Below are 16,424 nucleotides of genomic sequence, written 5' to 3'. Positions count from 1 at the left end.
TCCAAAATATTAGTTTATCTTTTTTGTATCTAAGAAAGTTTGAAGTATTATAGCAGCTGCTATTTTATCAACTATCTTTCTTTTTTCCAAAGCGCCTTTTTTACTTGATTCATTCAACATTCTATCCGCTGATACAGTGGTAAGCCTTTCATCAACTTCTATTATTTCCAAGCCTTCAATCTCTTTGTTCAATTTAGCTATAAACTCTCTGACTTTCTCTGCCTGTCTCTTTTCAGTCCCATCCAGACTTTTAGGAATACCCACTACCAATGCTTTTGTATTTTCTTCAATACAAAGTTCTTTAATTCTTTTTACTGCTTTTGTTTTTTTTCTGTCTATCACTTCAAGGGGAGTAGCAACTATTCCCATTATATCTGATTTTGCTACTCCTATCCTCACATCTCCTACATCCAGAGAAATATACTTTTTATACATTCATTACCTCTTATAAAGAATTTTTCAAAATTTCTCTTACTGCATTCATTGCTTCTTGTATTTTAGTTACATCCTTTCCTCCAGCTTGAGCAAAATCAGGTCTTCCTCCACCATTTCCACCAGTAATTACAGCTGCTTCTTTTACTAAATTTCCAGCTTTTACTTTTGAAGTGAGTTCCTTAGTTACGCCAGCAGCAAATATAGCTTTATCTGCACCAGATGCTAAAACTACAACAGTATTAGTCATTTTATCTTTTATATAATCAATCATTTTCCTTAAATCATCAGCTGTTCTAGTTTTAAAAGTTTTCATAATAACTGTTGTTCCATTAATTATTTCAGAGTTTTCAGCTAAAGCCTGTGCTTCTATCTGGGTAAATTTACTTTTTAAATCTTCCAATTCTTTCCCATTTTCTTTAATAGTTTCTACCATTTTTTCAATTCTGTCTAAAAGATTTACTTCATCAGCTTTCACAGTTTTTTCTACACTTTTTAGAAGGGTTTCTATATCTTTGACTAGTTTATATGCCCCCTTTCCAGTTACAGCTTCAATTCTTCTGATTCCAGCTGCTATTCCTGCTTCACTTTCTATTTTGAATAACCCTATTTTTCCTATGTTATCTATATGAGTTCCTCCACAGAGTTCTACAGAAAAACCTTCTACACACACTACTCTTACCACATCTCCATATTTATCTCCAAATAATGCTGTAGCTCCAGCTTTTTTAGCTTCATCCATACTCATATCAGCTATTTTTACATCTATGGCTTCAGCTATCTTTTCGTTTACCAACTCTTCTACTTTTTCGATTTCTTCAGTAGTCATAGCCTCATAGTGATTAAAATCAAATCTTAATCTTTCTCCATTTACAAAAGATCCAGCCTGTTGAACATGAGATCCTAATACTTCTCTCAATGCTTCATGAAGTAAATGAGTAGCTGTATGATTTTTTGCTGTAGCCAATCTATTAGCCTCATCAATTTCCAGAAAATACTCTTCTCCTTCTATTGGAACTCCCTTTAATACTTCTACACTATGAACGAATATTCCTTTTTGTTTTTGAACATCTATAACTTTGCCTTCAAATCCATTTCCAGTAATAATACCAATATCTGCTGCTTGTCCTCCAGATTCTGCATAAAATGGAGTTGTATCAAATATCATAAGTTTTTTATTTTCTTTCCCTTCTCTTGAGCTTAATAATTTTCCTGTATCTTTGACAGTTATATAACCACTGAATTGTGTTGCTCCATATCTGTCATAAAATTCTTCAATAAAACTGTCCTGACCTTTTTCCATTACAATTTCTCTTGCAGCTCTTGCTTTTTCTTTTTGCTCAGTCATTTTAGCTTCAAATTCTACTTTAGATACTTCTATTCCCTTTTCCTGACAGATTTCTTCTGTCAATTCATAAGGAAAACCATAGGTATCATAAAGTTTAAATGTAACTTCTCCATCAAGTTTATTAATATTTACAGCTTTTAATTTTTCAATCTCTTGATTCACCAGCTGCATACCTTGATCAAGAGTACGAGAAAATTTTTCTTCTTCTATTCTTACAACTTTTTTGATGTGTTCAATATTATTTCTAAGGTCTGGATAAGCGTTTTCCATCATACTTACTACTTTATCCACCATTTTATATAAAAATAATTCTGGTTGCCCTAAAAGTCTTCCATGTCTTACTGCTCTTCGCAATATTCTCCTCAGAATATAACCTCTTCCTTCATTTGAAGGAATAACTCCATCATTAATCAAGAAAGTGACTGCTCTTGAATGATCTGTTATTACTTTTAATGAGAAATTTTCCTCCTCATCTCTTCCATATTGAGAATTAGTAAGTTTTACAGCCTCTTCCACTAATGGAAATAAAAGATCCGTTTCAAAGTTATTAGATTTCCCTTGAACTACAGCAGCTATTCTTTCAAGCCCTGCTCCAGTATCTATATTTTTTTTAGGAAGTGGTTCAAGACTTCCATCTTCCATTCTATTCCATTCAGTAAATACAAGATTCCATATTTCAATAAAACGATTGTCAGTTCCTTCATCACCAAGTTTAGAATTTTCATCTCCACCATAAGCTGGTCCTAAATCTACATGGATTTCTGAACAAGGACCACACGACCCAGTTGGTCCTGCTGCCCACCAGTTCTCATCTTCTCCAAGTCTTACTAATCTTTCTTTTGGAAAATTACACTTTTCTATCCATATTTGCTCTGCTTCGTCATCTGTTGTAAAAACTGATACCCAAAGTTTATTCTTGTCTATTTTTAATACTTCTGTAACAAACTCCCAAGACCACTCTATAGCTTCTTTTTTAAAATAATCTCCAAAAGAGAAATTTCCAAGCATTTCAAAGAATGTATGATGTCTTGCTGTCCTTCCAACATTTTCAAGGTCATTTGTTCTGATACATTTTTGATATGTTGTCACTCTTGGATATGGAGCTTCTTTCTGTCCTAAAAAATATGGTTTAAAAGGAACCATTCCTGCTACTGTTAATAATAAAGTTGCATCATCAGGGATAAGAGATGCACTTTCAAAGTGTCTATGATGTTTAGCTTCAAAAAACTCAATAAACTCTTTTCTAATTTGATTTCCTGTTAACATGTTCTCCTCCAACTATTTAAAATTTAATCTAATTTAAATTTTTCACCTAAATAAATTTTTCTTGCTGTCTCATCATTAGATATTTCTTCTGGTGTTCCACTGATCAAAACTTTTCCATTTGCCATTATATATGCTTTCTCTGTAATACGCAATGTTTCTCTTACACTATGGTCTGTTATCAGTATTCCTAATCCTCTGTTTCTCAGATATCTTATTATCTGCTGTATATCCTCAACTGCTATTGGGTCAACTCCAGCAAAGGGTTCATCTAAAAGTATAAAACTCGGATTATTTGCTATTGTTCTGGCTATTTCTATTCTTCTTCTTTCACCACCAGATAATGAATAACCTAAAGATTTTCTTACATGAGTAAGTTTAAATTCTTCCATAAGTTTTTCTATTATCTCTTGCTGTTCTTTAGAAACTATACCTTTCATTTCAAGAACTGCTGCAATATTTTCTTCTACAGTAAGATTTCTGAAAACAGATGGTTCCTGAGCTAGATATCCTATTCCAAGATTAGCCCTTTTAAACATAGGATAAGCTGTAATATCAGCATTATCACAATAAACTTTGCCACTCTCAGGTTTTATTATTCCAGTTATCATATAGAAAGTAGTTGTTTTTCCTGCTCCATTAGGTCCAAGAAGTCCTACTATCTCCCCTTTGTTTACTTCAAGACTGACATTATCCACTACTGTTCTTTTTTTATAGCTTTTACAAAGATTCTGAGCTACTAAACTCCTCATTAGCTCCTCCTTAATTATTTTTATGATTTATAAATACATGACCTCTTGCTTTTATTTTTTTTGTATTCATATTATAAGTTCCTTCATCTGCTTCTATTGTAGACTCTTTATTTTCAATTTTTACATTTCCCATAAGATCCAATATACCAGTTTTTTGTCTGATAATTCCTTTTTCAGAAGTAATGATTGTAATTCCCTGCTCAGGATTTTTATTTTCAATATAAACATTCCCAATTAAAGTAGCCATATCTCTGTCAATATCTATTTCTGCAGTATCAGAAGTTACAATTGTATCTCCATTTTCAGCATCAGTTACTATAAGTTTTGTATTATCTCTTGAAAAAATAAGATTTCTCTCTATATCTGCTTCAATATAATCAGATTGAAGTCTCTTATCCTCTTGAATAAATACTGCATTCTTTTTAATTTCACTTCTTATTGCTTTATATCCACCATCATTTTTGAAATATACTCTAGCAAAATCTCCTGTAAAATCTGTACGTTTTCCTTGATGAACCATATGTCCATCAGCATTCCCTATAAAGTCTATTCTCATCTCTTTCAGATTTCCATCTGCTTTATCTGATTTGAATCTATCTCCAGTTTTAGAAGTTATATCTGCATTTGTACTTTTTAATAATCCTTGCTTATTATCAAATGTTCCTTCACTTCCAACAATAGTAAAATCTCCATAATCTATTGTATATTTTTCAGGAGAAACAACCACTTCAGTATCAAGATTATAATTAAGACTGTTTCCTCTCAATTTACTTTCTGGAGTTACTATAACAGTATTTTTTCCAAAGTCTACCTTGTTTTCAGTTGTATAATATTTCATTTTGTCGCTCTTTATATCATTTTCTTTATTTTTCCCTTTGAAATTATCCCCAGTAAATATGGAAGTTTTTACATCATATACTCCCTTTGACATAGTTCCTGCTGTTAATTTATCATGACTTTCAAAGTCTATTTTTTCAGGAATATATACTTTTTCTTCCTTCAAATTATACTTTCCTCTTGATGATTTTGCTACTATTTTTTCACTATTTATTACAAGATTCCCTACAAGTTCCATGTAATTATCTTTTTGAAATAAAAGTTTATCTCCAGTTACTGTTGTTCCATTTTCAGTATTTGTAAAAGAAATTTTACTTTGAAGTTCTCCCACTCCATCTTTATTATTATATGTAAGATTTTCTCCACTGGCAATAAAATTTCTTCCAGAAGCATTTATTACTCCATTACTTACTAATTCTCCTGAATTTTCATCATATACAGCTCCAACTCCAGTAAAAGATGTATTATTTTTTAGAGATACCACTTTATATCTATCTGGTGTTTCTACTTTTCCAGTAATTCCATTATATGTTATATCATTACTTTCCAATCTATAATCTTGATTTTCAAATACAGAATTTTCTTTCACCATATATATCTTTGTTTCTGTATTAAAATCCATTCTTTTTCCTTTGGCAGTTTGTTTCTTAACTTTATCATACATAGTTCCATTTACTATATATCCATCTTTTGTTAAATCATTAAAATAGAATTTATCTCCAACACTGTCATATTTTTGACTTTTAAAATCATATTTTTTATCTGCAAACAGCTCTTTAGTTTCATTGTTATATCTAAATTCTTTACTTCTTAATTCTCCATTATCTGAAATATATACTGCATCTCTTTTTTCTCCATATGCAGTTATAAATTTAGTATTGTTATTATATACTATTTTATCTGCTGTCAGTTCTTCTCCCTTTGTTGATGTAGCTTTTACATCTCCATAAAAAGTTAATTCTCCAGTATTCATATCATAAATTGCTTCCCTACCAGAAAAAGAATATATTCCATTGCTTCCAGTTATTTGTCCAAAAAATTTAATTATGTTGCTGTTTGCCTCTCTCTGTATCTTGTCAACATTAATTTTATATCCATTAGTTTCTATTGTTACATTCTTTGTAATCAAAAAGGCTTCTGTACTGTCTTGATACCATAAATTTCCTGCCGAAAGTTTTGCTCCATCATAAGTTACATCATAAGGTTCCCATGCTTCAAGAATTTTGTCATCTACTGAGTATTTCAAATTAAGAAAATTTCCAGATATCTCAGCATTTTCTCTATCTGTTCCATCAATAACTATATTTCCTGAAAGTGTAACTATTTTACTAGTGTCGCTATATCTACCTATATCCCCTTTTAATTTTATTTTTTCATTTTCCAAAACTACATCATCTTTTAATTCTATATAGCTCATTTTACTGTCAGTAATAAAATTCTTTCCAGAAACTTTTACTTTCTTTTCAGCATTTTCTGCTGATACTCCAACATCAGATGTTATTTCATCTTTTAGCTTATCATAATGAGCTGCTTCTGTATTAAACTTCCATCCATTTGGACTTATTCCAAGTATATTATTTTTTAATGCTAAATTTCTCACTTTATCTATAAATACATTATCCCCACTTATTACCATATCTTTTACTAAAGCTTTTGCCCTTTCAAAATTTGTTTCATTGTCATCTACATAATCTACTTGTTTGTCTGCTTCAACATGATAATCTTCACTGTCATAAATAACATTAGTTGTTTCTATAGCTTTTTTTATATCAGAAGGATCACTCTCATCTTTAAAATAATTTAAGTAACCTAATATTATTATAACTATAAAAATAATTATATAGATTTTCTTCTTATTCATATTTAACTCCTATTTAATATTTTTTTCAGCTCATTAAGCTTTAACAAGGCTTCTAAAGGTGTCATTCCATTAAGATCTAACTCTTCCAATACTCTCATAACTATTTTCTGTTCTTTCGTCAGTTCTTTTCCTTTTAAATTATTTTTTTCCTCTTCAGTTGGTTCTTCTTTTTGAGGAGTTCCAAAAAGTATAAGCTGTTCCCCTTTTAGTTTTTTCTCAATTATCCGTTTTCTATCTTCTAAATTTTTTAATACAGATTTTGATCTATCCAATATTTCTTTAGGTAGACCTGCAAGTCTTGCTACCTCTATTCCATAAGATTTATCTGCTCCACCTTTTACTATTTCTCTTAGGAAAACTATCTCTTTATCATTTTCTTTTACCTCTATTCTATAATTTTCAGCTCTGTCCAGTTTGTCTTCCAGTTGAGTAAGCTCATGATAATGTGTTGCAAATATTGTCTTTGCTCCTATTCTTTCATGAATATATTCAGTAATAGATGTTGCTATAGAAATACCATCAAAAGTTGAGGTTCCTCTCCCTATTTCATCAAGTATTATAAATGACCTGTTTGTTGCACTGTTTACTATATTAGCAACTTCACTCATTTCAAGCATGAATGTAGACTGCCCTGTAAGAAGATCATCACTTGCTCCTATTCTTGTAAAAATTTTATCTACCAATCCTATTTTAGCATAGTTTGCTGGTACATATGATCCTATATGAGCCATAATTATGATCAAAGCTACCTGTTTCATATAAGTAGATTTACCTGACATATTTGGCCCTGTAAGTATTATCATTTCTTTATTATCATCAAATACTATGTTATTTTTTACATATTCTCCTGCTGGAATAAGCTTTTCTACTATAGGATGCCTTCCAGCAATTATTTCTATATCTTTCCCTTCATGTATTTCAGGCTGAATATATGAATTTTTTATTGCTATATGGGCCAAGTTGCTTGCCACATCAAGATATGCTATCTTATATGCCAGATCTTGAAGTATCTCTTTATGACTTTTTATCTCATAAGCAACTTCCTTAAATAACTGATATTCCAAATTCTCTATCTTGTCTTTAGCATTTAATACTTTTTCTTCATATTCTTTCAGATCAGGCACTATGTATCTTTCTGCATTGGCTAAAGTTTGTTTTCTAATATAATCTGTTGGAACTAGATGTGAATTAGCTCTTGTTACCTCTATAAAATAACCAAATACTTTATTATATTTTATCTTAAGGCCTTTTATCCCAGTTCTCTCTCTCTCTCTGTTTTCTATTTCAAGAATATAATCTTTTCCATCTTTTGATAATCCATGAAGTTCATCGAGCATTTCATTATATCCCTGTCTGATAATCCCTCCCTCTCTCACTGAAAAAGGTGGCTCATCTACAATAGTTTTTTCTATTAAGTTGTATATATCAATCAAGGTTTTTACTTCAATAGAGAATATTGAATTTCCTTGTAAAAGTTTTAATATTTCTAATGAATTTTTTATTGAAATTTTCAGTGAAATCATATCTCTTCCATTTTCAGTTTCAAGAACAAGCTTTCCTATTATTCTTTCTATATCATATATACTTTTTAATTTTTCTCTAATTTCCTCTCTAAGAAGCACATTTTCAATAAAAAAAGATATATCTTTTTGTCTCTCATTTATTTTTTCTATATCAAGAAGAGGATTTTTTATAAATTTTTTCAGAAGCCTACTTCCCATAGAAGTCATACATTCATCTATTACCCATAAAAGTGTTCCTGTTCCATTTTTTTCTCTATAATTATCTACTATATCTAGATTTTTTTGAGTAGTTATGTTAAGCTCCATTATATTTTCACTGCTGGTATATAATATATTATTTACAGGAAGTTCTTTTCCTTTTTGCAGTTCTACTACATAATTCAAAACAGTTGCTGATATTGTAACAGCCATTTTTTTATCTTTTAATCCAAAACTTTCCAATGATATCACTTTAAAATAATCTTTAAGATAATCTTCACACTTTCTTTTTTCAATTATTTTACTTATATTGATATCTGATAAGGTATTATGCTTTTTTAATTCTTCATAATATTTATCATAAGTTTTTTCTTCTAGCAATATCTCTTTAGGAGCAGTTTTGTTTATTTCACCTAGAAGTTTAAATATTATATCTTCTCCTTCTAATTCACTAGCTTTAAATTCTCCAGTTGTGATATCTAAATAAGCTATTGCTCCTTTATTCCCATCTATTTTTATCCCCATAAGATAATTATTACTTTTTTCATCAAGATAATCTGTGTCAATAACAGTTCCTGGTGTTATGACTCTTACAACTTCTCTTTTTACTATTCCTTTTACACTTTTAGGATCTTCCACTTGCTCACAGATAGCTACTTTATATCCTTTATTAACCAACTTAGCTATATATGAAGATACTGAATGATAAGGAACTCCAGCAAGAGGTACATCTTGACCTTTTTCTCTGTTTCTGCTTGTCAATGTCAATCCCAGTTCTTTTGAAGCTATAACTGCATCATCAAAAAACATCTCATAAAAATCTCCTAAACGAAAAAAAAGAAGATTATCCTTATTTTGTTCTTTTATTTCTTTGTATTGACTCATTAAAGGTGTATCTCCAGTCACTTGCTCAACTCCTTACATAGTTACTATTTCTGGTTCTGAAAGAAGATTATCTTTCACTTTATTTAAAAGTTCTATTATTTTGTTATAGTTATCTGTATGATTTATTTTATCTTTTATTTCAGCAGTATTTCTTATTCCTTTTAAATACCAACACAAATGTTTTCTAAGTTCAAAAATAAAAGGTCTCTCTGGATGCTCTATCTCTGTTCTTTTAGTGTGTTCAATTGCCATATCAATTTTTTCTGCATCTGTTACTGGATGGAGTATTTTTCCATATTCAAAATATTCTCTAATATCCCTTATCAACCAAGGATTTCCAAATATACCCCTAGCCAGCATTATTCCATCTACTCCAGAATAATCTACTCTCTCTTTGGCATCTTCTGCTGTAAATATATCTCCATTTCCTATGACTGGTATATCTATACTTTCTTTTACTTCTTTTATGAGGCTCCAGTCAGCTTTTCCTGTATACATTTGTTCCCTTGTTCTTCCATGAACAGTTATATGGTTACATCCAGTTTCTTGAGCTATTTTAGCTATTTCCACTGGATTTTTACTTTCTTTATAGCCCACTCTGATTTTTATAGAAAGATTTGTTTTATCATTTAAAGCACTTCTAACTTCAGAGAGCATAGTTCTTACTAATTCTGGCTGTTCCATAAGAGCTGCCCCATATCCATTATTAACTATTTTTTTCATTGGACATCCTGAATTTATATCTATATGCTTTACTCCAAGGCTTTCTACAAATTTTGCACTCTCTACCATTTTTTTGGTATCCTTACCAAAAAGCTGTACAGAATCTCCTTCCCTAAGTCTCAAAATAACTTTAAGTGTCTTTTCACATGCTACTTCTAAAGCATTTATACTTACCATTTCTGTAAATAAGAGATCTGGCTTAAATTCCTTTAAAATTCCTCTATATGTATAATCTGTCACTCCAGCAATAGGAGCAGTATATATTTTTATCATAAACTTTTCTTCCTCCACCATTAAATAAAAAAGGTATCTCAATCTAAAAATTTTACCATATTTATGATATTTTTTCAATATAACTAGGTATAATTAGGATAAAAAATTTATTTTATTTTAAAAATAAAAGCCTTGAACAAGTCAAGGCTTTTATACTCAATTATTTATCAAATCTTATTTTGGCTTCATCAACAATAATATCTAAGAATTTATCTAATTTCATAGATTCTTGTTGTTGAGAACCAAATTTTCTTATATTTACTTCTTTATTTTCAATTTCATTTTTACCTAATATAAGTTGTACAGGAACTTTATATTTTCCATTAGCTTCTCTGATTTTATATCCAATAGATTCTGTTCTATCATCAACCTCTGCTCTGATCCCTCTTTCTTGAAGAGCTTTAAATATTTCTTTAGCATAAGGCACCACTTCATCATTGATAGTCAAAATCTTAACTTGAGTAGGTGCTAGCCATAAAGGAAAAGCTCCTGCAAAGTGTTCAATGAGAATCCCTATAAATCTTTCTATTGAACCATAAACAACTCTATGAATCATTACAGGTCTATGTTTCTCTCCATCTTCTCCAATATAACTGATATCAAATCTTTCTGGAAGATTAAAATCTAACTGAACAGTTCCACATTGCCAAGTTCTTCCAATAGCATCTTTTATTTTAAAATCTAATTTAGGTCCATAGAAAGCTCCATCACCAGGATTTAATTTATATGGTTTTCCAATTTTGTCAAGAGCTCCAGCAAGTGCAGCTTCTGCTTTTTCCCATATGTCATCTGATCCAATTGCTTTTTCTGGCTTAGTTGATAATTCAATATGATATTCAAATCCAAATAATTTACTGTAAAATTTATCTATTAGCTCAACTACTCCTATGATTTCAGCTTCTATTTGATCTGGAGTCATAAATATATGAGCATCATCTTGAGTAAATGATCTTACTCTCATAAGACCATGTAGAGCTCCTGAAAATTCATGTCTATGAACTGTTCCCAATTCTCCACATCTAATTGGAAAATCCTTGTATGAATGCAATTGATATTTATATGCTAAAATACCACCTGGGCAGTTCATAGGTTTTATAGCAAATTCAGTTTCGTCTATTGTGGAAGTATACATATTTTCTCTATAATTAAACCAGTGTCCAGAAATTTCCCATAATTCTTTGTTCAGCATTATTGGAGTACTAATTTCCTGATATCCTGCAAGAGTATGTTCTCTTCTCCAAAGATCTATAAGAGTATTTCTAATTACCATCCCTTTCGGAAGAAATATTGGAAACCCTGGTCCATATTCACTTACAAAGAATAGATCTAACTCTTTTCCTAATTTTCTATGATCTCTTCTTTCAGCTTCTTCCAAAAGAGTTAAATATGCTTTTAATTTAGCTTCATCAGAAAAGGCAAATCCATATATTCTTTGAAGCATCTTATTATTAGAGTCTCCTCTCCAATAAGCTCCTGCAACTGATTTTAATTTAAAAGCTTTTAAATAAGATGTAGATGGTACATGAGGTCCTCTACATAAATCCATAAATTCTCCTTGCTTATAGAAAGAAAGAATTTCTCCTTGAGCTATTTCTTTTATGATTTCTACTTTATATATCTCACCTAATTTTTCAAAATGTTCTATAGCCTCTTCTCTAGTCATCATAACTCTTTCAACTTTTTCATTTTCTTTCACTATTTTTTTCATTTCAGCTTCAATTTTTACTAAATCTTCCTCTGTAAATTGCTCTTTTGGATCAAAATCATAATAAAAACCATTTTCAATTGCAGGTCCTATTGCTACTTTTGTTCCTGGAAATAATCTAATAACAGCTTGTGCCATTAAATGAGCTGTTGAATGTCTTATTATTTCTTCTCCTTCTTCACTGTCAGCAGATATAAATTCCACTTTTGCATCTCTATCTAAAATTGTTGCCATATCCATTGGTATTCCATCTATTTTAACAGCTACTGCTTTTTTTGCTAAAGAATTACTGATACTCTTTGCTATTTCAAACATATTAGCTTGTCCCTCAAATTCTTTTATATCTCCGCTTGGTAATTCTACTTTCATAATTTCCTCCTATATTATACATTCAAATTTTAATCTACTATATCTTGTGGCTTTATTCCATCAAACAAGTAAGTTTGAGGACTTGTTTTCTTCTTAGCATCTGTATCTGCTCCAAGACCAAATATAGGTTTATCTGGGAATGCAAGTAATGTAAATTGAAGAGCCACTCTCCATTCATAATCTCTTGTACTGAGGTCATACTCTCTTTCATAAGCCACAGCCCATTCGTAATATCCAAACTCTTTACCTATTTCTACTCCTAGACCATCAAGTGAACTTTTTCTTCTATTCTTATTAGATGTATCTTTAAAGTTTTCATAGAACTTAGCATAAGTTTTTACATTCCAACCTTCACTTGGTTTTCCAATTTTTGTCATCAGACTTACTTTATGTTCTCTATTCAATCTTTCCCAGCTTCCACTGTTCCATCCTGAGTTTTCCTCTACTTCATATCCTACTCCAATTCTATTTTGTGAATAGAAAAATCTGGCTCTTATTTCCTCTAATGAATCCCATAAATCTCCAGTTTTATCATATCTTGCTTCATTTCTCTGCATCATAAGATGAATCTTAAAATTACGTTTATAGTCTCCTAATGTATTAAATCTGTCATACATTATACTGTTAAGATTGAAATTCACACTATTTCTCTCTCTGTCTCTTAGGATATCTCTCACTCTGTAAAGCTCTGCTTGTGTCAGCTGATTAGAATCTTTATTAAATTCAAGCTCAGCATATTTTTTTAATTCTTCATCTGTAAATCTTTTATCTCTATATTCATAAGTAAATGACAATACATCTGAGTTATTAATATTTTTAACTCTTCCATCTGTTAAAGTTATTTTTGCTCCGTCTTCTTTATGCTTATAATCTTCATACGCAATTCTATAATAATTTTCTACATCTCCACCATCTAAAAATGAAATTCCATAGATTTTATTATCTACATCTATTTCTTTAAGGTCAAGTGTATAATTTCTTCTTACATCTGTACCTTGACTGAAATCAAATCCTAATCTATTATCTCCAAAAGAATATTGATATGTATATGTATTTGCTCTGATTTTTTCTTTAGCATTATCTACATTTTTCATATCCCATATTTTAGAATCTATTCCCTGATTTTGATAAGATAACCTATGGCCTTCATAGTTATATATTATTCCATAGTTTCTGAATGTTAAATCATTATAGTTTTTATCTCTTACATTTTCACTTGTGTATTGTCTATCTTGCCCGTAATTCAACAATAAAGACTGTTTATCATCAATTTTAAAGTTGATATCATTTTTAAATGTCTGTCCATTGAGCTCACTTGTGTCAGCAGGATTTTCTCTTCTTTTGTATTCAATGTTATATGCTGTTTCTGTATTTCCTATCATTGCATTAATAGTATCTTTGATTTCATAAATGTTATCTTTATTTTTTAATCTGATGTCTTCAGAACTCATGGTCTTTTTCCTGATATCATTGTAAGCAGTTCCAAATTTAACATCTCCAGAATCATAATCATATCTTTGATAAAAAAGTCTTAAATCATTACTCAATGCAAAATCTACTTTTCTTTCACTATCATCTGTATTATCAAAAAGCTGTATTGTATGATTAAGTTTTAACTGTGTTCTAAGAGTTGAATCTTCTCCACTTGTGTAATGTCTTGTATATGGATTATATCCCTTATCATATTTATCATATCTTACTCCTCCAAATAGAGCTAATTGTCCAAAAGCTCCAAGAGGTATTTCATTTCTCTCAGCACCAAATTCATAGAATTTAGACTCATTTACATATTGTCTGTAAGAATCAATTGAAAAAGCTGGTTCGTAATATATTCCTTCTCTATCCCAGAATTTTTCTTTTGTCTGTCCAGTTGCAAAGGTAAATTTAGTAGTAGTATTGTAAAAATCTATATATGCTCTTTCTTCTCTGAAATCACTATATATTATATTTTCGAATCTATTATACTCTTTATCTCTATTATTATTTCCAAATACAACTTTTTCTCTTAAAGGATCATCCATTAAATCAAGTTTTCTTTCATATTCATTGATATTATATCCAGCTTTTATTCTATAATCTCCCCAGAAATCATAGTCGCCAAAAGATATTCTCAAATCTTTGCTGTCATATTGAGAATACTCTCTTATTGTACTTGGATTGTATTTATAATAAAAATTTCCTCCTAAAAGGGTATTATATTGAATCATAGAATCAAGATTTGGATCTCTTTCCCATAGTCCCAATCTTCTGAATTTATCTCCATTTTTTTCATCATAACTGAAGCCAATATTATTTTTCTTTTCAAAAAATTCAAACCCAAAATCTTCAGCTCTTGACTGAGTATCATTTAAAGTTGAACCTGGATCCATGTCATATAAATAATTATAATAACCTCCAACTCTATATCTATTGTTATCTTTGTATAATTCAACCTGTGAATAAAGATCATTATCTATATTACTTCCATAGTCAATATCACCTATATCATCATAAACCATAAGTGCATAAGCTTCTTTATCATCAGTTAGTTTCAATCTCGTCTTTAAAGTAATATCTTTATCTGGTCCTAATTCTTTAAGATCTGAATTCATTGAGAAAAAGCTTATAGTAGAATCTAATTTAGGTCTAGTGTTATTTAAAAATCTTCCATTACCTTCATAATCAGTAATTATATCTTCCAATTTAGGAATCATATTATATGTTCCATTGATAGCATTAAATTGCAAAATTCCTTTTTCACCACTGTATTCATGAGTATAATTTAATCTATATCTTTTATTTTTTTCTTCATAATCAACAGGATCATTATACTTTTCTTTTTTATCTGTTTTTGACCATATTAATGCATCATCTATATTTAATTTCGCTGTACCAAATTTATCTGTTTTATACCAATTTTCCCATCTTCCTATCAGCAATCCCATTTGATCAGCAAACTTAGGAGCAAACCCACCTTTAAATTTACTATCTTTATCTCCATAAAGAACTCCCCATGAAGTCTGCCATCCATAATATTTTTTTGTTCCCCATTCTGGAAATAGAGGCACTTCAGATTCTTCTCTTATATTAACTCTATACCATGGAATACTAAAAGGAAAAATATCTCTATCTCCTAAATATAGATCACTACCTTTTAAAGTAAGCTGTTTATCAGGTTCAACTATTATTTCTTTAGAAAGGAAATGATATCCTGCTTGGTTTGGATCACCTGTTTCAGCTATATTATAATCAGTTGTCAGCCAACCGTTATTTATATAAAGATTCCCATTTTCATATTCAAATACTTTTCCTCCAAAATAGATTTTATCATTTGGAGCTTCTCCTCCAGTCACCTTTCCTATTTCAAGATATCCAAAGTTATTATAAAAAACTCCTTGGTTTCCATCTAAAGATACATCGCCATTAGTTGATTCTAATTTAAGAGCTCCTGTAGGTTGATCTACTTGAGTTATTATATTTCCTTTAAGATATGCTCTATTTTTTTCCTTGTCTCTCTGCATATCAAAAACCTTTAATTTTAAGTCTCCATATTTTACATTGACACCACTTTGAGAAGTAATCGTATCACTAAGAAGGTCTACCTCTATCTCATCAGCTCCACCTAATATTCTGTCACTGGTGTTTCCAATATTTCCCGTGGGAACACTACTCATTCCCAGAATATTTAAAGAAATTATAATATATGCTGCTGTAAGATAAATTTTTCTCCTCATAATCTCAATCCTTCTCCTTAATTAATGTTTGAAATAATTATAACACAAATATAAATAAATTAGAATAACAGAGCAATATTTTCTTTAAATAAAAAGAGACTGTTTTCTCTATTAAAAAATAACAGTCCCTTTAAAAAATCTAAAATTAATATACAGCTAATTTTTCTTTTATTTCTTCTTTAGGTCTCAATCCAACTACTTGATCTACTCTTATTCCATTTTCAAAAACCACCATAGTAGGAATACTTTTTATTCCAAACTGTCCTGCCAGACTTGGATTTTCATCAACATTGACTTTGTATATTTTTACTTTTCTCTCTTCAGAAATCTCTTCTAAAATTGGAGCAAGCACTTTGCAAGGTCCACACCATTCAGCCCAAAAATCCACAATTACAATCCCTTTATTATTTATAACTTCTTCTTCAAAAGTAATCTCATTTAGATTGATTAAACTGCTCACTACTTCTCCTCCCTGCTTTAAGAAAATTCTTATCTGCAAATCTATACTATTATATCATATATATTTAATCTATTGTACAAAT

At 30.1% G+C, this 16,424-nt stretch carries 9 protein-coding genes; all 9 read right to left on the bottom strand.

Annotated elements, in window-relative coordinates:
- Nucleotides 1–9: 9 nt before the first annotated feature.
- The gene (gene ruvX, locus E6771_RS06340) at nt 10–435 is read right to left on the bottom strand and encodes a Holliday junction resolvase RuvX (protein WP_316090371.1); all 426 of its coding nucleotides are present in this window, start codon (nt 433–435) and stop codon (nt 10–12) included.
- Between the two features lie 10 nt (nt 436–445).
- The gene (alaS, locus tag E6771_RS06335) at nt 446–3,046 is read right to left on the bottom strand and encodes an alanine--tRNA ligase (RefSeq protein ID WP_316090370.1); all 2,601 of its coding nucleotides are present in this window, start codon (nt 3,044–3,046) and stop codon (nt 446–448) included.
- A gap of 23 nt (nt 3,047–3,069) precedes the next feature.
- A complete protein-coding gene (lptB, locus tag E6771_RS06330; protein WP_316090369.1) occupies nt 3,070–3,795 on the bottom strand; it encodes an LPS export ABC transporter ATP-binding protein in 726 nt (241 codons plus the stop codon).
- A 10-nt stretch (nt 3,796–3,805) separates the two neighbouring features.
- A complete protein-coding gene (gene lptC, locus E6771_RS06325) occupies nt 3,806–6,493 on the bottom strand; it encodes an LPS export ABC transporter periplasmic protein LptC (RefSeq protein ID WP_316090368.1) in 2,688 nt (895 codons plus the stop codon).
- A gap of 2 nt (nt 6,494–6,495) precedes the next feature.
- Nucleotides 6,496–9,120, bottom strand: coding sequence for a DNA mismatch repair protein MutS (mutS, locus tag E6771_RS06320; RefSeq protein ID WP_316090367.1), 2,625 nt, complete (start codon nt 9,118–9,120; stop codon nt 6,496–6,498).
- A gap of 12 nt (nt 9,121–9,132) precedes the next feature.
- The gene (gene dusB, locus E6771_RS06315; protein ID WP_316090366.1) at nt 9,133–10,095 is read right to left on the bottom strand and encodes a tRNA dihydrouridine synthase DusB; all 963 of its coding nucleotides are present in this window, start codon (nt 10,093–10,095) and stop codon (nt 9,133–9,135) included.
- Between the two features lie 160 nt (nt 10,096–10,255).
- Nucleotides 10,256–12,169: a threonine--tRNA ligase gene (thrS, locus tag E6771_RS06310; RefSeq protein ID WP_316090364.1), complete on the bottom strand. Its 1,914-nt coding sequence runs from the start codon at nt 12,167–12,169 to the stop codon at nt 10,256–10,258.
- Nucleotides 12,170–12,198: 29 nt separating this feature from the next.
- Nucleotides 12,199–15,882, bottom strand: a complete 3,684-nt coding sequence (locus tag E6771_RS06305) for a hypothetical protein (protein WP_316090362.1) — start codon at nt 15,880–15,882, stop codon at nt 12,199–12,201.
- A gap of 145 nt (nt 15,883–16,027) precedes the next feature.
- Nucleotides 16,028–16,342 carry a thioredoxin gene (trxA, locus tag E6771_RS06300; RefSeq protein ID WP_316090360.1) on the bottom strand — a complete coding sequence of 105 codons (315 nt, stop codon included), beginning with the start codon at nt 16,340–16,342 and terminating at the stop codon, nt 16,028–16,030.
- Between the last annotated feature and the right edge of the window lie 82 nt (nt 16,343–16,424).

It is taken from the genome of Fusobacterium sp. (genome assembly GCF_032477075.1).
In the GTDB taxonomy this organism is placed as follows: Bacteria; Fusobacteriota; Fusobacteriia; order Fusobacteriales; family Fusobacteriaceae; genus Fusobacterium_A.
The sequence above is the reverse complement of the archived record's forward strand: the minus strand, read 5'-3'. Positions and strand labels throughout refer to the sequence as shown.

Bases quoted from the DNA above. Each gene is read 5' to 3' on its own strand.
- lptC (WP_316090368.1), bottom strand. From the start codon at position 6,493: ATGAATAAGAAGAAAATCTATATAATTATTTTTATAGTTATAATAATA.
- alaS (WP_316090370.1), bottom strand. From the start codon at position 3,046: ATGTTAACAGGAAATCAAATTAGAAAAGAGTTTATTGAGTTTTTTGAA.
- lptB (WP_316090369.1), bottom strand. From the start codon at position 3,795: ATGAGGAGTTTAGTAGCTCAGAATCTTTGTAAAAGCTATAAAAAAAGA.
- ruvX (WP_316090371.1), bottom strand. From the start codon at position 435: ATGTATAAAAAGTATATTTCTCTGGATGTAGGAGATGTGAGGATAGGA.
- thrS (WP_316090364.1), bottom strand. From the start codon at position 12,169: ATGAAAGTAGAATTACCAAGCGGAGATATAAAAGAATTTGAGGGACAA.
- E6771_RS06305 (WP_316090362.1), bottom strand. From the start codon at position 15,882: ATGAGGAGAAAAATTTATCTTACAGCAGCATATATTATAATTTCTTTA.
- dusB (WP_316090366.1), bottom strand. From the start codon at position 10,095: ATGATAAAAATATATACTGCTCCTATTGCTGGAGTGACAGATTATACA.